26 protein-coding genes are annotated in these 20,042 nt (G+C 70.6%); 15 read left to right on the forward strand and 11 right to left on the reverse strand.

The genetic code is table 11. The features are described 5' to 3' along the window. Position 1 precedes the first annotated feature (1 nt). The 13 genes from OG542_RS08365 to OG542_RS08425 all read left to right on the forward strand — a co-directional run bounded on the left by OG542_RS08365 (position 2) and on the right by OG542_RS08425 (position 11,464). Positions 2 to 1,327 carry a hypothetical protein gene (locus OG542_RS08365; protein WP_328409546.1) on the forward strand — a complete coding sequence of 442 codons (1,326 nt, stop codon included), beginning with the start codon at positions 2 to 4 and terminating at the stop codon, positions 1,325 to 1,327. A 22-nt stretch (positions 1,328 to 1,349) separates the two neighbouring features. Then, complete coding sequence (locus OG542_RS08370; protein WP_193476694.1) at positions 1,350 to 1,922, forward strand: GNAT family N-acetyltransferase; 573 nt, start codon at positions 1,350 to 1,352, stop codon at positions 1,920 to 1,922. A 126-nt stretch (positions 1,923 to 2,048) separates the two neighbouring features. Then, positions 2,049 to 2,132 carry a putative leader peptide gene (locus tag OG542_RS08375; protein ID WP_310591794.1) on the forward strand — a complete coding sequence of 28 codons (84 nt, stop codon included), beginning with the start codon at positions 2,049 to 2,051 and terminating at the stop codon, positions 2,130 to 2,132. Between the two features lie 139 nt (positions 2,133 to 2,271). Next, complete coding sequence (locus tag OG542_RS08380) at positions 2,272 to 3,969, forward strand: nitrite/sulfite reductase (RefSeq protein ID WP_328409548.1); 1,698 nt, start codon at positions 2,272 to 2,274, stop codon at positions 3,967 to 3,969. Then, a complete protein-coding gene (locus OG542_RS08385; protein WP_311128371.1) occupies positions 3,966 to 4,145 on the forward strand; it encodes a hypothetical protein in 180 nt (59 codons plus the stop codon). The genes OG542_RS08380 and OG542_RS08385 overlap by 4 nt, the downstream gene beginning before the upstream one ends. Next, positions 4,142 to 4,852: a phosphoadenylyl-sulfate reductase gene (locus OG542_RS08390; protein WP_328344858.1), complete on the forward strand. Its 711-nt coding sequence runs from the start codon at positions 4,142 to 4,144 to the stop codon at positions 4,850 to 4,852. Before OG542_RS08385 ends, OG542_RS08390 begins: the two co-directional genes overlap by 4 nt. A 23-nt stretch (positions 4,853 to 4,875) precedes the next feature. Further along, entirely contained in the window at positions 4,876 to 5,412 is a 537-nt protein-coding gene (cysC, locus tag OG542_RS08395; protein WP_184590230.1) for an adenylyl-sulfate kinase, read from the forward strand. Further along, entirely contained in the window at positions 5,409 to 6,344 is a 936-nt protein-coding gene (gene cysD / locus OG542_RS08400) for a sulfate adenylyltransferase subunit CysD (protein ID WP_184589111.1), read from the forward strand. Before cysC ends, cysD begins: the two co-directional genes overlap by 4 nt. Before the next feature lie 2 nt (positions 6,345 to 6,346). Next, positions 6,347 to 7,681 (forward strand): sulfate adenylyltransferase subunit 1, encoded by a 1,335-nt coding sequence (locus OG542_RS08405; protein WP_184589113.1) that lies wholly within the window; start codon positions 6,347 to 6,349, stop codon positions 7,679 to 7,681. Between the two features lie 224 nt (positions 7,682 to 7,905). Further along, entirely contained in the window at positions 7,906 to 9,009 is a 1,104-nt protein-coding gene (locus OG542_RS08410) for an aliphatic sulfonate ABC transporter substrate-binding protein (protein WP_328409554.1), read from the forward strand. Between the two features lie 36 nt (positions 9,010 to 9,045). Beyond that, entirely contained in the window at positions 9,046 to 9,834 is a 789-nt protein-coding gene (locus tag OG542_RS08415) for an ABC transporter ATP-binding protein (protein ID WP_193476687.1), read from the forward strand. Further along, positions 9,821 to 10,717, forward strand: a complete 897-nt coding sequence (locus tag OG542_RS08420) for an ABC transporter permease (protein ID WP_328409557.1) — start codon at positions 9,821 to 9,823, stop codon at positions 10,715 to 10,717. The genes OG542_RS08415 and OG542_RS08420 overlap by 14 nt, the downstream gene beginning before the upstream one ends. Positions 10,718 to 10,723: 6 nt before the next feature. Next, positions 10,724 to 11,464: a sirohydrochlorin chelatase gene (locus OG542_RS08425; protein ID WP_311128367.1), complete on the forward strand. Its 741-nt coding sequence runs from the start codon at positions 10,724 to 10,726 to the stop codon at positions 11,462 to 11,464. Between the two features lie 16 nt (positions 11,465 to 11,480). Here OG542_RS08425 and OG542_RS08430 read toward each other — a convergent pair whose 3' ends face one another. The 10 genes from OG542_RS08430 to OG542_RS08475 all read right to left on the reverse strand — a co-directional run bounded on the left by OG542_RS08430 (position 11,481) and on the right by OG542_RS08475 (position 15,903). After that, entirely contained in the window at positions 11,481 to 11,768 is a 288-nt protein-coding gene (locus OG542_RS08430) for a gas vesicle protein K (RefSeq protein ID WP_328409559.1), read from the reverse strand. Continuing rightward, positions 11,744 to 11,959, reverse strand: a complete 216-nt coding sequence (locus tag OG542_RS08435; RefSeq protein ID WP_184589124.1) for a gas vesicle protein — start codon at positions 11,957 to 11,959, stop codon at positions 11,744 to 11,746. The genes OG542_RS08430 and OG542_RS08435 overlap by 25 nt, the downstream gene beginning before the upstream one ends. Then, on the reverse strand, positions 11,956 to 12,777 hold the full coding sequence (locus OG542_RS08440; protein ID WP_328409562.1) for a GvpL/GvpF family gas vesicle protein: 822 nt from the start codon (positions 12,775 to 12,777) through the stop codon (positions 11,956 to 11,958). Before OG542_RS08440 ends, OG542_RS08435 begins: the two co-directional genes overlap by 4 nt. Then, the gene (locus OG542_RS08445; protein ID WP_184589127.1) at positions 12,774 to 13,136 is read right to left on the reverse strand and encodes a gas vesicle protein; all 363 of its coding nucleotides are present in this window, start codon (positions 13,134 to 13,136) and stop codon (positions 12,774 to 12,776) included. Before OG542_RS08445 ends, OG542_RS08440 begins: the two co-directional genes overlap by 4 nt. Next, positions 13,133 to 13,384, reverse strand: a complete 252-nt coding sequence (locus tag OG542_RS08450) for a gas vesicle protein GvpG (protein WP_311128363.1) — start codon at positions 13,382 to 13,384, stop codon at positions 13,133 to 13,135. The genes OG542_RS08445 and OG542_RS08450 overlap by 4 nt, the downstream gene beginning before the upstream one ends. 11 nt (positions 13,385 to 13,395) lie before the next feature. After that, the gene (locus OG542_RS08455; RefSeq protein ID WP_311128362.1) at positions 13,396 to 14,115 is read right to left on the reverse strand and encodes a GvpL/GvpF family gas vesicle protein; all 720 of its coding nucleotides are present in this window, start codon (positions 14,113 to 14,115) and stop codon (positions 13,396 to 13,398) included. Then, positions 14,112 to 14,507: a gas vesicle structural protein GvpA gene (locus OG542_RS08460; protein WP_385867139.1), complete on the reverse strand. Its 396-nt coding sequence runs from the start codon at positions 14,505 to 14,507 to the stop codon at positions 14,112 to 14,114. The genes OG542_RS08455 and OG542_RS08460 overlap by 4 nt, the downstream gene beginning before the upstream one ends. A gap of 125 nt (positions 14,508 to 14,632) precedes the next feature. Then, entirely contained in the window at positions 14,633 to 14,929 is a 297-nt protein-coding gene (locus OG542_RS08465) for a gas vesicle protein GvpO (RefSeq protein WP_328409565.1), read from the reverse strand. 58 nt (positions 14,930 to 14,987) lie between these two features. Next, positions 14,988 to 15,362 carry a nuclear transport factor 2 family protein gene (locus OG542_RS08470; protein ID WP_328409567.1) on the reverse strand — a complete coding sequence of 125 codons (375 nt, stop codon included), beginning with the start codon at positions 15,360 to 15,362 and terminating at the stop codon, positions 14,988 to 14,990. Then, entirely contained in the window at positions 15,355 to 15,903 is a 549-nt protein-coding gene (locus tag OG542_RS08475) for a DUF1697 domain-containing protein (protein ID WP_328409569.1), read from the reverse strand. The genes OG542_RS08470 and OG542_RS08475 overlap by 8 nt, the downstream gene beginning before the upstream one ends. A gap of 329 nt (positions 15,904 to 16,232) precedes the next feature. On the opposite strand from OG542_RS08475, the gene OG542_RS08480 reads away from it, so the two are divergent. Further along, positions 16,233 to 18,485: an MMPL family transporter gene (locus tag OG542_RS08480; protein ID WP_328409571.1), complete on the forward strand. Its 2,253-nt coding sequence runs from the start codon at positions 16,233 to 16,235 to the stop codon at positions 18,483 to 18,485. Between the two features lie 73 nt (positions 18,486 to 18,558). Here the strand turns inward: OG542_RS08480 and OG542_RS08485 are convergent, their stop codons facing one another. Further along, positions 18,559 to 18,879, reverse strand: coding sequence for a hypothetical protein (locus OG542_RS08485; protein WP_328409573.1), 321 nt, complete (start codon positions 18,877 to 18,879; stop codon positions 18,559 to 18,561). 200 nt (positions 18,880 to 19,079) lie between these two features. Between OG542_RS08485 and OG542_RS08490 the strand changes: the two genes are divergently transcribed. Continuing rightward, positions 19,080 to 20,030 carry a zinc metalloprotease gene (locus tag OG542_RS08490; RefSeq protein ID WP_328409575.1) on the forward strand — a complete coding sequence of 317 codons (951 nt, stop codon included), beginning with the start codon at positions 19,080 to 19,082 and terminating at the stop codon, positions 20,028 to 20,030. The last annotated feature ends 12 nt before the right edge of the window (positions 20,031 to 20,042 follow it).

The raw sequence follows: 20,042 nt of genomic DNA on the forward strand, positions 1-20,042 counted from the left end.
TATGAAGCATCGCGGCAGACACCGGCGGCGCAGGCGGGGCAGGGCGGTACGGGCGACCCTGGCCGGGACGGCCCTCGCGCTCACCGCCGCCGCCACCGTGATCAGCGCTTCGCAGGCCACGGTCACCGACGCCCCGGGGACTCTGAAGCCGCTCAGCGCGTCGGCCGGGGCCGGGCGGCTGCCGCTCGCCGAGCACCGGGTGCCCGGGCGGTGGCTCGACCGGCTCTCCTCGGCGATGGGCCGGCCCGTCGGTGTCGGCACGGTGCTGGAGAGCGCCGACCGACCGCTGCGGGACGCCGCCGACTGCTCGACCGCCGAGAAGCACACGCTTCCGGTCGAACCGGCGGCCACGCGCGCGTACTGCTTCGGCGGCGCCGACACCCGGGGCTGGCGGCCCGGCGCGGTCACCACCTCGGGGGACGCGGACGACGACGGCCGCTGGGGCGGGAACCGCGTGATCCTCTCCGGCTGGACCAACGGCGCCCGGGGCGGCTCCATGGACGGCCCGGCGCCCGGGCAGGGCCTGGCCAAGGTCGCCTTCGTCGACGCGAACGACCCGGACCGGCTCCGCTACACCTGGGCCCTGCTGGCCGTCCCGGTGGACGGCGGCCGGGACTACCGGGGGCTGGTCTCCCCGCTGTCCGGCATGGTCTGGTACCAGGACAAGCTGCTGGTGACGACCCGCGAGGGCGACCGGGACGCGCTGTACGTGTACGACATGGACCGCATCCAGCGCGCCACCGTCGAGTCCGACGCGGTCGGCCGGGTGCGCGGCGGCTGGGCGGCGCACGGCTCCCGGTACGTGCTGCCCGCCGTCGGCTCGTACACCCTGCCCGGCGGCGACGACGTGCCGCGCCCGGCCACCGTCTCCCTGGACCGCAGCACCTCCCCCGACAGTCTGGTCGCGAACGAGTGGGTACCCGCGGACGGCGACCGGCGCACCCGGCTGTGGCGCTACCCGCTCAGCCGTGACCCGGCCCGGCCCGGCCTGCTCGCCACCGACTCCTCAGGGCACGCGGACCCGGTCGAGGCGTACGAGACGAAGACGGCCGACGTGCGGGGCGTGCTGGCGTACCGCTCTGACTGGTACCTCGACCGCGCGGCGGGCGCACCGGGCGGGCACGGGACGCTGTGGCGCCAGGACACGGAGGGCGCCCGGGCGACGGAGTGCGGGACGGACGAGACCCGCCACTGCTGGAGCGGCCGGTCGGGTTCCCTGTCCTACTGGGAGGAGACCGGCGAGGTCTGGTCCCAGTCCGGCCGGATGCTGTTCGCGCTGCCGCTGGCCTCGATCGACAGGGCGCTGGGACGATCGACAGACCAGTAGGTCAGATGATTTTCTGACCCTCATGACCACCATCGCCGTGACCACTTGGTCCATGGAGCAGACCGCCCCGACCGACCTGCTGCCGGCCGTCGCGCCGCAGGGGGACGTCCGGGTCGTCCGCTCCGAGGTGCCCTCGCCCGAGTTCAGCCGGTTCCTGTACGCGTCGGTGGGCGGCGACATCCGCTGGACCGACCGGCTGAGCTGGTCGTACGCCCGCTGGCAGGAGCACCTTGAGCGGCCCGGCGTGGAGACGTGGGTGGCCTACGACCGTGGCACGCCCGCCGGGTTCGTGGAACTGGAGGCGCAGGACGACGCGGTCGTGGAGATCCTCTACTTCGGACTGCTCCCCGCCTCCCGGGGCCGGCGCATCGGCGGGCACCTGCTGTCGTACGGCACGGCCCGGGCCTGGGACCTCGCCGACCGCTGGGCGGGACTGACGCCGACGAAGCGGGTCTGGCTGCACACGTGCAGCAAGGACGGAGAGCACGCGATGGACAACTACCAGCGCCGTGGGTTCAAGCTGTTCGACACCAAGGTCGAGGAGGAGGCGGAGGTCGCCGCTCCGGGACCGTGGCCTGGGGCGTTCCCCGTCTGACCTGGACGGACACCCCGGGGCGGCGGGATGTGACCAAGGACACGCATGTCTTGGATTTCGAGACACGAGTGTCCGAATCTTGGACGAAGCTGGACTGTGTCCAGATCGCCGTGACACGCTTCCGTCATGTCTGGAACTGGAATTGCCTTGGTGAGTCGACGGCACGTCGACCTCGGCCGCATGTCCAGCGCCATCTGTCCGGCGCGCTGAGAGCACCTGAGAGCACTCACGCAGCGCCCGACATCCTCCTTCTTGTCTTCTTTCCGCGCAATGACGCGCACGTATGCCCATGCGCCCGCGCGCGCAGGTCAGAGCCGCTTTCCCGCCTGTCCCGAAGGACGTATCAACCATGGCCGCCACCCCGCAGAAGCCTGCCGCCGCGACTCCCCGCCGCAAGGTGAGCCGTCACCGCGGTGAGGGTCAGTGGGCCGTGGGACACCACACCCCGCTCAACGGCAACGAGCAGTTCAAGAAGGACGACGACGGTCTCAATGTGCGGACACGCATTGAGACGATCTACTCCAAGCGGGGCTTCGACTCGATCGACCCGAACGACCTGCGCGGCCGGATGCGCTGGTGGGGCCTGTACACCCAGCGCCGCCCCGGGATCGACGGCGGCAAGACCGCGATCCTCGAGCCGGAGGAGCTGGACGACGAGTACTTCATGCTGCGCGTCCGCATCGACGGCGGGGCGCTGACCACGCGGCAGCTGCGGGTCATCGGTGAGATCTCGCAGGAGTTCGCGCGCGGCACCGCCGACATCACCGACCGGCAGAACGTGCAGTACCACTGGATCCGGATCGAGGACGTGCCCGAGATCTGGAACCGGCTGGAGGGCGTGGGCCTGTCGACGGTCACCGCCTGCGGCGACACCCCGCGCGTGATGATCGGCTCGCCCGTCGCCGGTATCGCCGAGGACGAGATCATCGACGCCACCCCGGCGCTGGAGGAGATGAAGCGCCGCGTCCTGAACAACCCGGCCTACTCGAACCTCCCCCGCAAGTTCAAGACCGCGATCTCGGGTTCGCCGGTGCTGGACGTGGTGCACGAGATCAACGACGTCGCGTTCGTCGGCGTCCGGCACCCCGAGCACGGCCCGGGCTTCGACGTGTGGGTCGGCGGCGGCCTGTCCACCAACCCCAAGCTGGGCGTGCGGCTGGGCACCTGGGTGCCGATCGACGAGGTCCCGGACGTCTACGAGGGCGTCATCTCGATCTTCCGCGACTACGGCTACCGCCGGCTGCGCACCCGCGCCCGGCTCAAGTTCCTCGTCGCCGACTGGGGCGCGGAGAAGTTCCGGCAGGTGCTGGAGGACGAGTACCTGAAGCGCAAGCTGGTCGACGGCCCGGCCCCCGAGCAGCCGTCCCAGCTGTGGCGCGACCACATCGGCGTGCACCGGCAGAACGACGGCCGGTTCTACGTCGGCTTCGCCCCGCGCGTGGGCCGCGTCGACGGCGCGACCATCACGAAGATCGCCGACCTCGCCGAGGCCCACGGCTCGGGCCGGGTGCGCACCACCGTCGAGCAGAAGATGATCGTCCTCGATGTCGAGGAGGACAAGGTCGACTCGCTCGTCGAGGGCCTGGAGGCGCTCGACCTGACCGCCCGGCCGTCCTCGTTCCGGCGCGGCACCATGGCCTGCACCGGCATCGAGTTCTGCAAGCTCGCCATCGTCGAGACCAAGCAGCGCGGCTCACAGCTGATCGACGAACTGGAGCGCCGTCTGCCGGACTTCGACGAGCCGCTCACCATCAACCTCAACGGCTGCCCGAACGCCTGTGCCCGTATCCAGGTCGCGGACATCGGTCTCAAGGGCCAGCTGGTCGTCAACAGCGAGGGCGAGCAGGTCGAGGGCTACCAGGTGCACCTCGGCGGCGCGCTGGGCCTGGAGGCGGGCTTCGGCCGCAAGGTGCGCGGTCTGAAGGTCACCTCCGACGAGCTGCCCGACTACATCGAGCGCGTCCTGAAGCGGTTCGAGGCGGAGCGCGAGGACGGCGAGCGGTTCGCCGCCTGGGCGGCCCGGGCCAGCGAGGAGGCTCTCTCATGAGTGAGCGCGCGGCCCCCTTCTACTGCCCCTACTGCGGTGACGAGGACCTGCGTCCGAGCGAAGAGTCACACGGCGCGTGGGAATGCGCGGCGTGCAGCCGAGCCTTTCAGCTGAAGTTCCTCGGGCTGCTGGCCCAGGGGCTGAAGCGATCCGACTCCGGAGGGGCAGAGATATGACGACCACTCAGGAAGAGCGCGCCACCGACGATCTGAAGGCGCTCGCCGAGCAGGCGGGCCGCGACCTGGAGGACGCCTCCGCGCTGGAGATCCTCCAGTGGGCGGCCGAGACGTTCGGCAAGCGCTTCTGCGTGACCTCCTCGATGGAGGACGCGGTGGTCGCCCACCTCGCCTCCCGCGCGATGCCCGGCGTCGACGTCGTCTTCCTCGACACGGGCTACCACTTCGAGGAGACGATCGGCACCCGCGACGCGGTCGACGCCGTGATGGACGTCAACGTCATCACGCTCACGCCGCGCCAGACGGTCGCCGAGCAGGACGCGGAGTTCGGCCCGAAGCTGCACGACCGCAACCCCGACCTGTGCTGCGCCATGCGCAAGGTGGAGCCTCTGGAGCGAGGCCTGAAGGACTACCAGGCCTGGGCGACCGGTCTGCGCCGCGACGAGTCCCCGAGCCGGGCGGATACCCCGGTGGTCGGCTGGGACGAGAAGCGGCAGAAGGTGAAGATCTCCCCGATCGCCCGCTGGACCCAGGACGACGTGGACGCCTACGTCACCGAACACGGCGTCCTGACGAACCCGCTGCTGATGGACGGCTACGCCTCCGTCGGCTGCGCCCCCTGCACCCGCCGGGTCCTGGCGGGCGAGGACGCCCGCGCCGGCCGCTGGGCGGGCCGCAGCAAGACCGAGTGCGGGCTGCACGGATGACGACGACGATTCAGGAGACCGACGTGACGACCGGAGCCACCGTCTGGCTCACGGGTCTGCCGAGTGCCGGCAAGACCACCATCGCCCACGAGCTGGCCGGCCGGCTGCGCGCCGAGGGCCACCGCGTCGAGGTGCTCGACGGCGACGAGATCCGCGAGTTCCTCTCGGCGGGCCTCGGCTTCAGCCGCGAGGACCGGCACACCAACGTGCAGCGGATCGGCTTCGTCGCCGAACTGCTCGCCCGCAACGGTGTGCTCGCCCTCGTCCCGGTCATCGCGCCCTACCAGGACAGCCGCGAGGCGGTGCGCAAGCGGCACCAGGCGAACGGGACGGCGTACGTGGAGATCCACGTGGCGACTCCGGTCGACGTCTGCAGCGAGCGGGACGTCAAGGGCCTGTACGCCAAGCAGGCGGCGGGCGAGCTCACGGGACTCACCGGGGTCGACGACCCGTACGAGGCGCCCGAGTCGCCCGATCTGCGCATCGAGTCGCAGAACCAGACCGTGCAGGAGTCCGCCGCGTCCGTGTACGCCCTGCTCAGCGAAAGGGGACTGGCATGACGACCGCCGCCACCGTTTCCGAGGAGACCGACAGCCCCTACGCGCTGTCCCACCTCGACGCTCTCGAGTCCGAGGCGGTGCACATCTTCCGCGAGGTGGCGGGCGAGTTCGAGCGGCCGGTGATCCTCTTCTCCGGCGGCAAGGACTCCATCGTCATGCTGCACCTGGCGCTGAAGGCATTCCGGCCGGCGTCGGTGCCGTTCTCCCTGCTGCACGTGGACACCGGGCACAACTTCCCCGAGGTCCTCGACTACCGGGACCGTACGGTCGAGCAGCACGGGCTGCGGCTGCACGTCGCCTCCGTGCAGGACTACATCGACCGGGGTGTGCTCAAGGAGCGCCCGGACGGCACCCGCAACCCGCTGCAGACGCTGCCGCTGACCGAGAAGATCCAGGCGGAGAAGTTCGACGCCGTCTTCGGCGGCGGACGGCGCGACGAGGAGAAGGCCCGGGCCAAGGAGCGGGTGTTCTCCCTGCGGGACGAGTTCTCCCAGTGGGACCCGCGCCGGCAGCGCCCGGAGCTGTGGAACCTGTACAACGGCCGGCACGCCCCCGGCGAGCACGTGCGCGTGTTCCCGCTGTCCAACTGGACCGAGCTGGACGTATGGCAGTACATCGCCCGCGAGGGCATCGAGCTGCCGCAGATCTACTACGCGCACGAGCGCGAGGTGTTCTCCCGCAGCGGCATGTGGCTGACCGCCGGCGAGTGGGGCGGACCGAAGGACGGCGAGACCGTGGAGAAGCGCCTGGTGCGCTACCGCACGGTCGGTGACATGTCCTGCACCGGAGCCGTCGACTCCGAGGCCGACACCATCGAGAAGGTGATCGTCGAGATCGCCGCCTCCCGGCTCACCGAGCGCGGCGCCACCCGCGCCGACGACAAGATGTCCGAAGCCGCGATGGAAGACCGCAAGCGCGAGGGGTACTTCTAGAGATGAGCACCATCACGACCGAGGAACTCTCGGAGACCACCCTGCTGCGGTTCGCCACCGCCGGCTCCGTCGACGACGGCAAGTCCACCCTGGTGGGCCGGCTGCTGCACGACTCCAAGTCGGTCCTCACCGACCAGCTGGAGGCCGTGGAGCGCGCTTCGGCGAGCCGGGGCCAGGAGGCACCGGACCTCGCGCTGCTGACGGACGGTCTGCGGGCCGAGCGGGAGCAGGGCATCACCATCGACGTGGCGTACCGCTACTTCGCCACGCCCCTGCGGCGGTTCATCCTCGCCGACACCCCCGGCCATGTGCAGTACACGCGGAACATGGTCACCGGCGCCTCCACCGCCGAGCTGACGGTGATCCTGGTCGACGCGCGCAACGGCGTCGTCGAGCAGACCCGCCGGCACGCCGCCCTCGCCGCCCTGCTGCGCGTCCCGCACGTGGTCCTCGCGGTCAACAAGATGGACCTCGTCGCGTACGAGGAGAAGGTGTTCGCCGCCATCGCCGAGGAGTTCACGGCGTACGCGACCGAGCTGGGCGTCCCCGAGGTCACCGCGATCCCGATCTCGGCGCTCGTCGGCGACAACGTGGTGGAGCCTTCCGCGAACATGGACTGGTACGGCGGCCCGACGGTGCTGGAGCACCTGGAGACGGTGCCGGTCAGCCACGACCTGAGCCACTGCCACGCCCGGCTGCCCGTGCAGTACGTGATCCGCCCGCAGAACTCCGACCACCCGGACTACCGGGGCTACGCCGGTCAGATCGCGGCCGGTTCCTTCCACGTCGGCGAGCAGGTCACCGTGCTGCCCTCGGGCCGCACCTCGAAGGTCGCCGGCATCGACCTGCTGGGCGAGCCGGTCGACGTCGCGTGGACCACGCAGTCGGTGACCCTCCTGCTGGAGGACGACATCGACATCTCGCGCGGCGACCTGATCGTGCCCACCAAGGACGCGCCCGCGACCACCCAGGACATCGAGGCGACCGTCTGCCATGTCGCGGACGCCCCGCTGACCGTCGGCCACCGGGTGCTGCTCAAGCACGGAACCCGCACGGTCAAGGCGATCGTCAAGGACATCCCGTCCCGCCTCACGCTCGACGACCTGTCCCTGCACCCGCACCCGGGACAGCTCGTCGCGAACGACATCGGCCGGGTGAAGATCCGTACCGCCGAGCCGCTGCCGGTCGACTCCTACTCCGACTCGCGGCGCACCGGCTCGTTCATCCTGATCGACCCGAACGACGGCCAGACCCTCACCGCGGGCATGGTCGGCGAGTCCTTCGCCGCTCCCGAGCCGGTGAAGGACGAGGCCGACGACGACGGGTGGGACTTCTGACATGAACTCCCCCGACTTCTACTCCACGTTCGCCAAGGAGGGTGGCCGCGTCGGCAGCGGTGCTCTCGGCAGCGGGCAGGGCGGAGTGGCGCGATGTGTGCGCTGACGTACGCGCACTGCCTGCGCGCCCCCACTCCCCACCGCCGTAGACGAAAGCCTGCCGACCTCCCGGCCACGACCTGAGAGACACCGTGACCGCCGGGCCTCCGAGAGGAACACCTCCCGTGCCTGCAACATCCGCTCTGCGCCGATCCCTCGCGGCCATAGCCGCACTCCCGCTGCTCACGCTGGCCGCCTGCGGCTACGGCTCCCAGGCCAAGGACGACGGGGAAGCCAAGGTCGCCGCCGGGGCGAAGAAGATCGACGGTCTCGACAGTGTCAAGATCGGCTACTTCGGCAACCTGACGCACGGGACCGCTCTGGTCGGCATGCAGAAGGGCTTCTTCCAGAAGGCCCTCGGCGCCACCGAGGCCGACCCCGCGATCTTCAACGCCGGTCCTTCGGAGATCGAGGCGCTCAACTCCGGTTCGATCGACATCGGCTGGATCGGCCCCTCCCCGGCGATCAACGGCTACACCAAGTCCGCCGGCAAGAACCTGCGCATCATCGGCGGTTCGGCGTCCGGCGGCGTGAAGCTCGTGGTCAACCCGGACAAGATCAAGTCCCTGAAGGACGTCAAGGGCAAGCGGATCGCCACCCCGCAGCTCGGCAACACCCAGGACGTGGCGTTCCTCAACTGGGCCGCCGAGCAGGGATGGAAGGTCGACCCGCAGAGCGGCAAGGGTGACGTCACGGTCGTCCGCAGCGACAACAAGGTCACCCCGGACGCCTACAAGTCCGGGTCCGTCGACGGTGCTTGGGTGCCGGAGCCGACCGCGTCGAAGCTGGTCGCCGAGGGCGGCAAGGTGCTGCTCGACGAGTCGTCGCTGTGGCCGGACAAGAAGTTCGTGATCACGAACATCATCGTGCGGCAGGAGTTCCTCAAGAAACACCCGAAGGTCGTCGAGGCTGTGCTCAAGGGCTCGGTCGAGACCAACAAGTGGATCAACGCCAACCCGGACCAGGCGAAGGCGGCGGCGAACAAGCGGCTGGAGGAGGACTCCGGCAAGGCGCTGCCCGCCGATGTGCTGGACCCGGCGTGGAAGTCCATCCAGTTCACCGACGACCCGCTGGCCTCCACCCTCAACACCGAGGCCGCGCACGCCGTGAAGGCGGGGCTGCTGGAGAAGCCGGACCTGAACGGCATCTACGATCTCGCGCCGCTGAACAAGGTCCTCAAGGCCGAGGGCGAGCCCACGGTCGACGACGCCGGTCTCGGCGCCAAGTAAAGCCCGGTTCCCGAAGACTCCCAGGAGGTGACGACCATGGCCACCACCCTCGCCAAGGCCGCCGACGGCACCGAGGCGGCCACGCACGCCGCCCGGATCGAACACGTCTCGAAGTCGTTCGCGGGCCCCGCCGGGCAGCAGCTCGTCCTGGACGACATCACCCTCGATGTCGCGCCCGGCGAGTTCGTCACCCTCCTGGGGGCCTCGGGCTGCGGCAAGTCCACCCTGCTCAACCTGGTGGCGGGCCTCGACCGGCCCTCCGTCGGGGAGATCACCACGGACGGCCGCCCGGCGCTGATGTTCCAGGAGCACGCGCTGTTCCCGTGGCTGACCGCGGGCAAGAACATCGAACTCGCCCTGAAGCTGCGGGGCATCGCGAAGGCCGAGCGCCGCGAGCGGGCCGAGGAACTGCTCGAACTCGTCCGGCTGAAGGGCGCGTACGGCAAGCGGGTGCACGAACTGTCGGGCGGTATGCGCCAGCGTGTCGCGCTGGCGCGCGCGCTCGCCCAGGAGAGCAAGCTGCTCCTGATGGACGAGCCGTTCGCGGCGCTGGACGCGATCACGCGGGACGTGCTGCACGACGAGCTGACCCGCATCTGGCGCGAGACCCAGCTGTCCGTGCTGTTCGTCACGCACAACGTGCGCGAGGCGGTCCGGCTCGCGCAGCGCGTGGTGCTGCTGTCCTCCCGTCCGGGCAAGATCGCCCGTGAGTGGACGGTGGACATCCCGCACCCGCGCCGCATCGAGGACACCCAGGTGGCGGAGCTGTCCGTCGAGATCACCGAAGAACTGCGTGGGGAGATCCGCCGTCATGGCCAGCACTGATTCGACGACCGTCGCCAAGGACGGCAGCGATCTCGAGGGGCTGGAGGCGGGCCTCGACGCGCTGGAGACGAGGCAGACGCACCGCACTCCGTTCCGGCAGACCTTCGTCGAGAAGATCCTGCCGCCCGTCCTCGCCGTCGCACTGGTGCTGGCGGTCTGGCAGGGCCTCGTCTCGTTCAAGGTCGTCGCCGACCCGACCAAGCTGCCCGCGCCGTCCGCCGTGTGGGACGTCGTCCACACGGCGTGGCTCCAGGGCGAGCTGCTCGGCTACATCTGGACCAGCGTCTCGCGCGGTCTGCTCGGCTTTGGCTTCGCCCTGCTGATCGGCACGCCGCTGGGCCTGCTCGTGGCCCGCGTGAAGTTCATCCGCGCGGCCCTCGGCCCGATCCTGTCCGGCCTCCAGTCCCTGCCCTCGGTCGCCTGGGTCCCCCCGGCGGTCATCTGGCTGGGCCTGAACAACTCGATGATGTACGCGGTGATCCTGCTCGGCGCGGTCCCCTCGATCGCCAACGGCCTCGTCTCGGGCGTCGACCAGGTGTCGCCGCTGTTCCTCCGCGCGGGCCGCACCCTCGGCGCGACCGGCCTGAAGCACACCTGGCACATCGTCCTCCCGGCCGCTCTGCCCGGCTACGTGGCCGGTCTGAAGCAGGGCTGGGCCTTCTCCTGGCGCTCCCTGATGGCCGCCGAGATCATCGCCTCCTTCCCCGACCTCGGCGTCGGCCTCGGCCAGCTCCTGGAGAACGGCCGCAACGCCAGCGACATGGCCATGGTGTTCGAGGCCATCCTGCTCATCCTGATCGTCGGCATCGCCATCGACCTGCTCATCTTCAGCCCGCTGGAGCGGCGGGTGCTGCGCAGCCGCGGCCTGCTGGTGAAGAGCTGAAGTCCCATGACCAACAAGCCTGTCCTCCTCGTCATCGCCCACGGCAGCCGCGACCCGCGGCACGCCGCGACCGTGCACGCCCTGGTACGGCGGGTGCGCACCCTGCGCCCCGACCTGCGCGTGGAGACAGGCTTCCTGGACTTCAACGTGCCCTCGGTGCAGGGGGTACTGGAGTCCCTGGCGGTCCAGGGCGTCCGTGACGTCGTGGCCCTCCCCCTGCTGCTGACCCGGGCGTTCCACGCGAAGGCGGACATCCCGGCGGTCCTCGCTGACGCGCCGCCGCAGCTCCGCATCCACCAGGCGGAGGTCCTGGGCCCGTCCCCGCTGCTGCTGGCGGCACTGGAACGGCGCCTGTACGAGGCGGGCCTGTCCCCCGCCGACAAGTCCTCGACCGGGGTCGTCCTGGCCTCGGCGGGGTCCACCGACCCGGAGGCGATCGCAGTGATCGCAGAAATCGCGCGGGAGTGGCGGCACACCGGCTGGTGCGCCGTGCGGCCTGCGTTCGCCTCCGCATCCCTCCCTCGTACCGAGGACGCGGTCCGAGAACTCCGCGCTCTGGGCTGCTCCCGGGTGGCCGTCGCCCCCTACGTCCTCGCGCCCGGCTTCCTTCCGGACCGCATCGCGCGGGGCGCGGCTGAGGCGGACGTCCTGGCCGATGTGCTGGGACCGGCGCCGGAGGTGGCTCGGGTGGTGCTGGAGCGGTACGAGACGGCCCGGGCGCCGATGCTGACGGCCGTCAGCGCCTGACACAAGCCGGAAGCCGTCACCGGGGTGGTGGCAGCAGGGTGCCCAGCGGGCCCAGGTCCAGGTTGAGGTCCTCCGGGCGAAGGTCGTAGCGCGCGCAGAGTTCCCGCATGCGGTCGTCGAGGAGCATCAGGGTCAGGCCGACGCGTTCCTCCTGTTCTTCCGTGAGATCGCCGATGTCGACGCGGTGGAGAGCCTGGCGTTCCATGAGCTGGCGGAGGAGCTCGACGACCGTCAGGACCAGTTTGATGAGGTCGCGTTCGACCGTGTCCGGGTCGGTGGTCAGACGGCGGGTGGCCGGGGACATGGAGCCTCACTGATCTGGGAGAGTGCCGACGCGGCCACGGGGGCGATGACCGCGCGCAGGTCGATGCGGACCAGGTCCACGTCCGCGATGGACAGGACGAGGTCGCCGGTGAGGACGACGCCGCCTTGGAGGAGCCGGTCGAGGAGGTCGATGAGGGCGACGGGGCGGTCGGCGTAGGGGGCGACGGTCACGCGGCGGGCTCCGGCTCCGGCTGGAGGGCGAAGGAGTAGGGGGCCCAGGGGCCGGTGACCTCCACGCGGAGGCCGGGGACTCCCTCGGCGGCCGCGAGTATGCCGGCGCGGAAGGCGTCGACGCGGCCGGCGGGGACGAGATAGGCGTCGTTGCCCACGTTGGTGCCGGGGCCGGGGCCCGCGAGGCTGCCGCGTTGCGGGCTGTGGGCCACGCGGTCCACGGCGAGGGTGGCGGCCGTCTCGGTGAGGTGTGTGGCCGCCTGGGCGACTCTGCGCCAGGCCTCCTCGTTCCTGCGTTGTCTGCGGCGGCGGATCGACAGATAGGCGCGGCCGGCACCGAGGCCGGTGGGCTGTTCCTGTCCGGCGCCGGTGTCCGCTTCGGGCGGGGTGATGTCGGGCGTGGCGTAGATCTTGACGCCGAGTTCCACATGGCCGGTCAGGCGGTGCAGCAGGGACAGGAAGTAGTCGCGTCTGGTGTCGAGGGCCTGCCGGGCGCGGTCCTCGTCGTGGTAGACGGTGGCCAGGCGCAGGGGCAGTACGGCGGCGCCGCAGCCGACGAGTGCGGCCACCACGGCGTGGTGGGAGCGGACCGTGGACTCCAGCCAGTCCAGGTCGTCGAGGTGGGCCTTGAGGGGCGTCTCGTCATAGTCGGCGGCCGGGACATGGCCGACGGCGAAGGCGAGCTGGGGCGTGCCTTCCGCCGGGTCGACCAGGTGGATAGGTTCTCCGGCGACTCCGCGCAGGTGCGTCACCGCCGCGGTGGCCTCGGGGGTGCGGCGCAGGACGGCGTACGTGTACACGAGGTTCGGGTCGGTCATGGCTCCGGGCTCCTCTCGGCCGCCTTGAGTGCGGCGATCTCGGCACGCAGTCGTTCGTTCTCGTCGGCCAGGGACCGCTCGGGCCGGGCGGCCCGGGAGGAGAGGGAGGGGTCGTGTTCCCACCAGTCGATGCCCATCTCCTTGGCCTTGTCGACGGAGGCGACGAGCAGGCGCAGCTTGATGGTGAGCAGTTCGATGTCGAGCAGGTTGATCCGGATGTCGCCGGCGATGACCACGCCCTTGTCGAGGACCCGTTCGAGGATGTCGGCGAGGTTGGCGGTCTGGGCGCCGGGCCCCTGGTCGTAGGGGGAGGGAAAGCGGGGCGGTCCGGCGAGTCCGCCTGCTGCCGGGTGGGTCATGCTCTTGGGCCTCGTCTCCGGGCGTTGATCTCGTCGAGCCGGTCCAGCAGTTCGTCCTCGCGGCGGTCGTACTCGGCCTCGTCGATCCGTCCCTCGAGCAGGGCGCGCTCCAGGTCGACGAGGGCCTGCCGGACGGGGGCCGGGTCGTAGTACTGCGCCTCGGCGGCGGCCTGAAGCTGCTCGGCGGCCCAGAGGGTGGTGCGCAGGGGCGCGAGCGGGAGGGTGAGGATGCCGGTGAGCAGGCCCATGGGTGGTCCCGTCAGGCGGCGAAGCTGTAGGGGGGCAGCGGGCCGCGCAGCCGGAAGTCGTAGGCGTCGCCGTAGTCGTGGGCCAAGCCCCGGCCGGCCGCGGTGAACTCGTCGGCGCGGGCGCGTTCGACGAGGAAGGAGACGTTGAGGAAGTCGTCCTTGGACGGGTCGGCCACGACGCTGGCCCGGGCGAGACCGGACAGCCGCCCGACGATCTCGTCGGCCTGCCGCCGCTGCCGGGCTTCGACCTGCCGGGCCACCAGTTCACCGAGGGCGAGGCGGTCCTCGTAGGCGCCGCTGCCGTCGCGGGTGTGCTGGTTGAGCCGGCGGGCCTCCTCCGACTCGTCGAGCACCTCACGCAGCAGGTCGTCCTGGGAGCGGGCGGCCTTGAGGTTGAACTCGGCGGTGCCGTGCAGTTCGCCGAGCCTTCGGGCGTAGTCCTCGCTCTTCTCCTCCAGGGCCGTCCTGACGGCGGTGTCGTCGGGGGCGAGCAGGCCGAACCGCATGGGGAGGACCGATCCGTCGGCCATGAGGCGTTCCTGGAGTTCCTGGTGGGCGGCGAGGTCACGGCGTTTGGGCCGCAGGCCGGGGGGTGCGGCGCTGACCACGGCGGCGAGCGGGCCGTGGACGAGCACGCGCGGGGAGTCGTCGGTCCCGCCGACCGTGCGCAGGCCGTCGAGCCGCAAAGGGTGGTCGGAGCGGGTGACGGCGTAGACGTAGACGCCACTCACCGCTCCTCCTCCCTGCGGTCCTTGTCGTCGCGGTCGAAGATGTCGCCGATCGCGTCGATGGCCCCGCCGATCGCGCCGCTGCTCTTGCCCCGGGCGCCGCTCTCGACGAGGTTGCCGACGATGTCGGTGAGCTTGTCGGGGGCCTTGCGGCCGGCCTCCAGGTCGAGGCGGTTGCAGGCCTCGGCGAACCGGAGATAGGTGTCGACGCTCGCGATGACGATACGTATGTCGATCTTCAGGATCTCGATGCCGACCAGTGAGACCCGGACGAACACGTCGATGACGAGCCCGCGGTCCAGGATCAGTTCGAGGATGTCGAAGAGGCCGGCGGAACCCGAACCGCTGGAGGTGGCGGCGGGTTGCATCCCGCCGGACTGCGTCATGACGGTCACGTGGGCGATTCCTCTCGCGAGACTCGTTCTCGTGCCGTCCGTAGGTACGGGGGTGGTGGCGGCGGTGTTCACGTGAACGCCAAAAGAGTTGTCGCGAGCGGGAGTTGGGGAGAGGTCGGTCGGTGCTAGCGCTGCCGCTCGAGCTGGCCGCGGGCGTAGCGGCGCACCCGCTCGTAGCCGAGCAGTTGGCCCTGCGGGTCGAGGGTGACGCGATAGGTCGCCATGATGGTCATGGTGTCGGGGACCCGCTCCAGCTCCACGACCTCCACGTCCGCGGTCCAGCCGTCCGGGGTCGGGCGGACGGCGGTGACGGAGTCGGGCGTCGTGCCGAGCAGTTCGGCGAGCTGGGCCGCCGCTCCGCGCATGGCCTGGACGGCCGTCGTACGACCGGATGGAGTCGTCGGGTGATCGGTGCTCGTCATGGCCCTACGGTGCCAAGGCCCCGGGCCGCGTGGGGGTGATTCGGCCAAACGTCCGGTGTCACCTTGCCTGTTCGCTGAACGGTGTCGCCTGGTGGAAGTAGAGCAGCCACCCGGCCTCCGTCCGCCGCCACAGCGAACTGCGGTGCGCGCGTCTGCCGTCGTGCTCGGTGTCGAAGGTGAGGTGGACGAGGTCGGGCGCCAGCCGTACGCCGTGCATCCGGGAAGTGACGACAGGCGGGGACTCCGCGTCTGTGGTCTCGGCCAGGAGGGCGATGATCGCGGCCCGGCCCCAGTGTCGTCCGGAGGCGCCGAACTCGTGGAAGTCAGGGTGCAGCAGAGCCCCGACCCGCTCGGGCGAGCGGCGGACCTCCGGGCTGAGCAGGGCCAGTTCGCGATCGATGGCGGACTCGACGGCGGGGTCGTGCTCAGGCACTGGTCATCTCCACCAGCTTGACCACGGTGTTCCAGTTGCGGGTCGTGGCGATCACGCCCTTGTTGATGCGCGGTTTCGACAGGTGTTCGGCCAGCTTGGAGCGGCCGAGGCCGTTCGGGGCGTACAGGTACAGGGCGCGGTCGCCCAGGCGGAACTCCTCGGGGAGGTAGGCGGCCTGGTCGATCTCCGCGAAGCGGTCGGGGGCCACGGGCGCGGAGAAGTAGGTGACGTGGAGCTGCTTGGCCTCCAGATCGGCGGCCGGGAAGGGGCACGCGTCGGCGATCGCCTTCAGATAGGCGTGGTCGCGCACGATCACATCGACGCCGAAGCCGAAGTGCTTCTCGATGGCGTGCGTGATCTCGGCCGCCGGCGACTCGGCGTCACCGTGGCCGGATGTGAACACCGCCTGGCCGCTCCGCAGATACGTGCGTACGCCCTCGTAACCGAGGCCTTCCAGGAGCGTGCGCAGGTCCGCCATCGGGACCTTCCTGCTGCCGCCCACGTTGATTCCGCGCAACAGTGCCGCATAGGTCGTCGTCATCCGCACACCTTAGGGCGGCCGTCGTGCCCCGTGGGGGTGGGCACGAGGGCCGCCGCCGGGCAGCTGCCCGGCCCCGTAAATTACTCATCGGTCACCGCGGGGCACAACCTTCTGCTCAGGATCCACACAGACGGGGGGCCCGATATGTGTAAGGGGCCACGGTCATTCGCGGTCCTCCCCAGTGGGGAGAGAGCGAGGTCCAGGGGGATGAGTTCCGGCCCCGCCACTTCACCGGGCAGCACGACGAGATGGCTTTATCCGGCCCATACCTTCGAGACGAGAGGGGGCGGCAGGGGGCCGCCACCGCATCTCGAGGGGGCAAGCCCGTCATGGGGAACGGAGAAGCACGGGTGCGGGGCCTGGCCGCGCGGGCCGGCGGCTGGAGCGCCCGGCACCGATGGGCTGCCGTCGGCATCTGGGTACTGTTCGTCGTCCTGGCGATGGGGCTCGGTTCGGCGGCGGGCCGGGCCGACGTCAAGGACAGTGACCAGCTGAAGGGGGAGACGCACACCGCCGCGAGGATCATCGAGGACGCCGGGATCGACGAACCGGCCGGTGAGACCGTCCTGATCCAGGCCAGGAGGGGTGGCCTGAAGGCCACGGACGCCGAGTTCAGGGACGCCGTCACCGCCGTGGTCCGGGCCGTCGAGGGGACCGGCCGGGTCACCGAGGTGACCTCGCCGTACGACACGAAGACGATCTCGAAGGACGGGCGCAGCGCGCTCGTGCAGTTCGACATGCGCGGCGAGGCGGACACCGCAGGCGAGCGGGTCGAGCCGGTGCTGAAGGCCGTCGAGGGCGTCCAGAAGGACCACGGGTCGCTGCGGATCGAGGAGATCGGCGGCGCCAGCATGATGAAGACGTTCGACGACGCGTTCGGGGACGACTTCAAGAAGGCCGAGTACTCAGCGGTGCCGGTGGCCTTCGGCATTCTGCTCATCGCCTTCGGCGCGCTGGTGGCGGCGCTGCTGCCGGTGGCGCTTGCGGTCACCGCGATCATGGCGACGATGGGCCTGATGGGCATCGTCAGCCATCTCCAGCCGATGAGCGACACCGCCAACTCCGTGATGCTGCTGGTCGGCATGGCGGTCGGCGTCGACTACTGCCTGTTCTACCTGCGCCGGGAGCGCGAGGAGCGCGAGGCCGGACGGGACGCGCAGACGGCCCTCAGGATCGCCGCCGCGACCAGTGGCCGCGCGATCGTCGTCTCCGGTGTCACGGTCTGCGTGGCCATGGCGGGCATGCTGTTCACCGGGCTCGCCGAGTTCGAGGCGATGGGCCTGGCCTCGCTGATGGTGGTGGCCGTGGCCATGGTGGGGTCCGTGACGGTGCTGCCCGCGCTGCTGTCGCTGCTGGGCGGGCGCGTGGAGAAGGGCCGCATTCCCTTCCTGCGTCGGCGCAAGGCGGGCGGCAGCCAGGACAGCCGGTTCTGGACGGCCGTACTGCGGCGCGTCCTCGCCCGGCCCGTGATCTCCGCGGCGGTGGCGGCCGGGGCGCTGCTGGCCATCGCGGCTCCCGCGCTCGGCATGAAGACGCAGCAGCTCACGCTGGACCAGGAGTTCGGCGACTCGCTGCCGATCGTGCAGACGTACAACCGGCTCAACGACGCCTTCCCGGGCGGCTCGGAACCGGCCGAGGTGGTCGTCAAGGCGGACGACATCAACGCGCCGGAGGTGAAGTCCGCGCTCGCCGGCTTCCGTGACCGTGCGATCAGTTCGGGCGCCTCGCGCGGCCCGGTGGAGGTCAGGCTGCACGACGCGCAGAACGTCGCGTTCGTCTACGTCCCGCTGGTCGGCGGCTCCGACCTGGACCGGGCGGGCGCGAGCCTGGACAAGCTGCGTGACGAGGTGCGTCCGGCCACGCTCGGCAAGGTCGACGGCGTCGAGGCGCCGATCACGGGGCAGGTCGCGGGCTCGAAGGACTTCAACGACCAGCTGACCGGAGCCGTCGTTCCGGTCTTCGCGTTCGTCGTCGTCTTCGCCTTCCTGCTGATGCTGCTGTCGTTCCGGTCGCTGACGATCGCGCTCACGTCGATCGTGCTGAACCTGCTGTCGGTGGGGGCGGCGTACGGCGTGCTCGTCGCGATCTTCCAGCACGGCTGGGGCGCGTCCCTGGTGGGCGCGGAGGGCGTCGGCGCCATCATCACCTGGCTGCCGCTGTTCCTGTTCGTCATCCTGTTCGGCCTGTCGATGGACTACCACGTGTTCGTGGTCTCCCGGATACGGGAGGCGCGACTGCGGGGTCTGGCGACGAAGGACGCGATCCGGCACGGCGTGGTCACCACGGCGGGGGTCGTCACCAGTGCCGCGGTCATCATGGTCGCCGTGTTCGCGATCTTCGGGACGCTGTCCATGCAGTCCATGAAGCAGATGGGCGTGGGGCTCGCGGCCGCGGTGCTCATCGACGCGACGATCATCCGGGGTGTGCTGCTGCCGGCGGTGATGGCGCTGCTCGGGGAACGCAACTGGTACCTGCCGAAGTGGCTGCACCGGCTGCCGGACCTCACGCACGACGAGGCGCCGGGGGCGGTCGTCGCCGGACCTGCGGCGCGGGACGACGAGGGCGAGCCCCTCAAGGTCTGATCCCCGCCGCGAGTCCTGATCTCCGCCGCTGTCCGAAGGGCCCGTTGGTTGCCGGGGCAACCAACGGGCCCTTTCAGTTCGTGAGTCGGCGCACGTGCAGCACGGTCTCGTCGCAGCGCAGGATCTCCAGCTCCCGGTCCGGGCGGGCGCCGTCGAAGGTGAGCGCGATATGACGGTCCGCCACGAGCCGCCAGCGGCCGGGCACGGCCCCGGGAGCGTCACCGCGTCCCAGCGGGTGGTCGACGAAGGCGCCGTCGGGCGCGAACTCCATACCGCGGCGCCCGCGCGCCGGCGGGAAGGGGTAGTCGTCGGGCCGGTACACCCGCACGTCCTCGTGGTCCTCCTCGTAGGAATGGATCCAGGAACGGAACAGGTCCGACGAGGGCTCTCTCATGACCCGGCCCCCTCACTCGCCCAAAGCCGTTCACATTGCCGGTTTTATGCCCAAGTGGCTAGGATTATCAGTGTATGGGTTCGGAGGGAACGGGCAACCGACCGCTCCGCCCGGTGTCGCCCGGCCCTCGCGGCGCGTGTCAGACGCGCACTTCCGCAGCCGCGTGCGCGGCACACCCTCAGCCCCCGAGAGGGGCAGTCATGTCCGACGCCCAGTCCTACCTTCGCGTCACCTCCGCCGACTACAGCCGCTGGTGCGGCGCCATGGAGGTACACCGCAGACTCCTCGACCTGAACCCGGAGTACGCCGAGAACCGGGCCCTGATCGAGAACACCGCGTTCACCTACGAGCAACTGGAGCGGGTCACCGGCCGGCAGAGCCTCGTCGACATCCCCGTCGTCGTGCACGTCGTGCACAGCACCCCCGAGCAGAACGTGAGCGACGCCCAGATCCAGAGTCAGATCGAGGTGCTCAACCAGGACTTCCGGGCCGGCAATCCGGATGTCAACAAGGTTCCGGCGGCCTGGCAGGACCTCGTGGCCGATGTGCGCCTGCAGTTCCACCTCGCCCGGACCGACCCGCTGGGCCGCCCCACCAGCGGCATCACACGGACCCAGTCCTCGACCCCGGACTGGGGCACGGACGACCTGGTCAAGTTCAGCCTGAGCGGGGGCCGGGACGCCTGGCCCGCGGACATCTACCTGAACCTCTGGGTCTGCCCGCTGCGCCGGGGGCTGCTGGGCTACGCCCAGTTCCCGGGCGGCGCCGCCTCCACGGACGGGGTGGTCGTCACCACCTCCGCCTTCGGGACCACCGGCACCGCCAAGGCGCCCTTCGGCGGCGGCCGCACGGCCGTGCACGAGATCGGGCACTGGCTGAACCTGCGGCACATCTGGGGCGACGACGACGAGGGGTGCAGCGGCAGCGACTTCGTGTCCGACACCCCCAACCAGGCGGGGCCGAACCTCGGTTCACCCGACTTCCCCCAGGTGACGTGCGGCAACGGGCCGAACGGCGACATGTTCATGAACTACATGGACTACACCGACGACGCCGCGATGTTCATGTTCACCAAGGGGCAGGCGGCGCGCATGGACGCCACGCTCGACCAGGCCCGCCAGACCCTCACCCGCCAGGCCGTCGCGGTGTGACAGCCCGGCACT

Source organism: Streptomyces violaceus, from assembly GCF_036014075.1.
Taxonomy (GTDB): domain Bacteria; phylum Actinomycetota; class Actinomycetes; order Streptomycetales; family Streptomycetaceae; genus Streptomyces; species Streptomyces violaceus.

Excerpts from the sequence above, each read along its gene's own strand:
- OG542_RS08365 (WP_328409546.1), top strand. The coding sequence starts at position 2 with ATGAAGCATCGCGGCAGACACCGGCGGCGCAGGCGGGGCAGGGCGGTA.
- OG542_RS08370 (WP_193476694.1), top strand. The coding sequence starts at position 1,350 with ATGACCACCATCGCCGTGACCACTTGGTCCATGGAGCAGACCGCCCCG.
- OG542_RS08375 (WP_310591794.1), top strand. The coding sequence starts at position 2,049 with ATGTCTGGAACTGGAATTGCCTTGGTGAGTCGACGGCACGTCGACCTC.
- OG542_RS08380 (WP_328409548.1), top strand. The coding sequence starts at position 2,272 with ATGGCCGCCACCCCGCAGAAGCCTGCCGCCGCGACTCCCCGCCGCAAG.
- OG542_RS08385 (WP_311128371.1), top strand. The coding sequence starts at position 3,966 with ATGAGTGAGCGCGCGGCCCCCTTCTACTGCCCCTACTGCGGTGACGAG.
- OG542_RS08390 (WP_328344858.1), top strand. The coding sequence starts at position 4,142 with ATGACGACCACTCAGGAAGAGCGCGCCACCGACGATCTGAAGGCGCTC.
- cysD (WP_184589111.1), top strand. The coding sequence starts at position 5,409 with ATGACGACCGCCGCCACCGTTTCCGAGGAGACCGACAGCCCCTACGCG.
- OG542_RS08405 (WP_184589113.1), top strand. The coding sequence starts at position 6,347 with ATGAGCACCATCACGACCGAGGAACTCTCGGAGACCACCCTGCTGCGG.
- OG542_RS08415 (WP_193476687.1), top strand. The coding sequence starts at position 9,046 with ATGGCCACCACCCTCGCCAAGGCCGCCGACGGCACCGAGGCGGCCACG.
- OG542_RS08420 (WP_328409557.1), top strand. The coding sequence starts at position 9,821 with ATGGCCAGCACTGATTCGACGACCGTCGCCAAGGACGGCAGCGATCTC.
- OG542_RS08425 (WP_311128367.1), top strand. The coding sequence starts at position 10,724 with ATGACCAACAAGCCTGTCCTCCTCGTCATCGCCCACGGCAGCCGCGAC.
- OG542_RS08430 (WP_328409559.1), bottom strand. The coding sequence starts at position 11,768 with ATGTCCCCGGCCACCCGCCGTCTGACCACCGACCCGGACACGGTCGAA.
- OG542_RS08440 (WP_328409562.1), bottom strand. The coding sequence starts at position 12,777 with ATGACCGACCCGAACCTCGTGTACACGTACGCCGTCCTGCGCCGCACC.
- OG542_RS08445 (WP_184589127.1), bottom strand. The coding sequence starts at position 13,136 with ATGACCCACCCGGCAGCAGGCGGACTCGCCGGACCGCCCCGCTTTCCC.
- OG542_RS08450 (WP_311128363.1), bottom strand. The coding sequence starts at position 13,384 with ATGGGCCTGCTCACCGGCATCCTCACCCTCCCGCTCGCGCCCCTGCGC.
- OG542_RS08465 (WP_328409565.1), bottom strand. The coding sequence starts at position 14,929 with ATGACGAGCACCGATCACCCGACGACTCCATCCGGTCGTACGACGGCC.
- OG542_RS08475 (WP_328409569.1), bottom strand. The coding sequence starts at position 15,903 with ATGACGACGACCTATGCGGCACTGTTGCGCGGAATCAACGTGGGCGGC.
- OG542_RS08480 (WP_328409571.1), top strand. The coding sequence starts at position 16,233 with ATGGGGAACGGAGAAGCACGGGTGCGGGGCCTGGCCGCGCGGGCCGGC.
- OG542_RS08485 (WP_328409573.1), bottom strand. The coding sequence starts at position 18,879 with ATGAGAGAGCCCTCGTCGGACCTGTTCCGTTCCTGGATCCATTCCTAC.
- OG542_RS08490 (WP_328409575.1), top strand. The coding sequence starts at position 19,080 with ATGTCCGACGCCCAGTCCTACCTTCGCGTCACCTCCGCCGACTACAGC.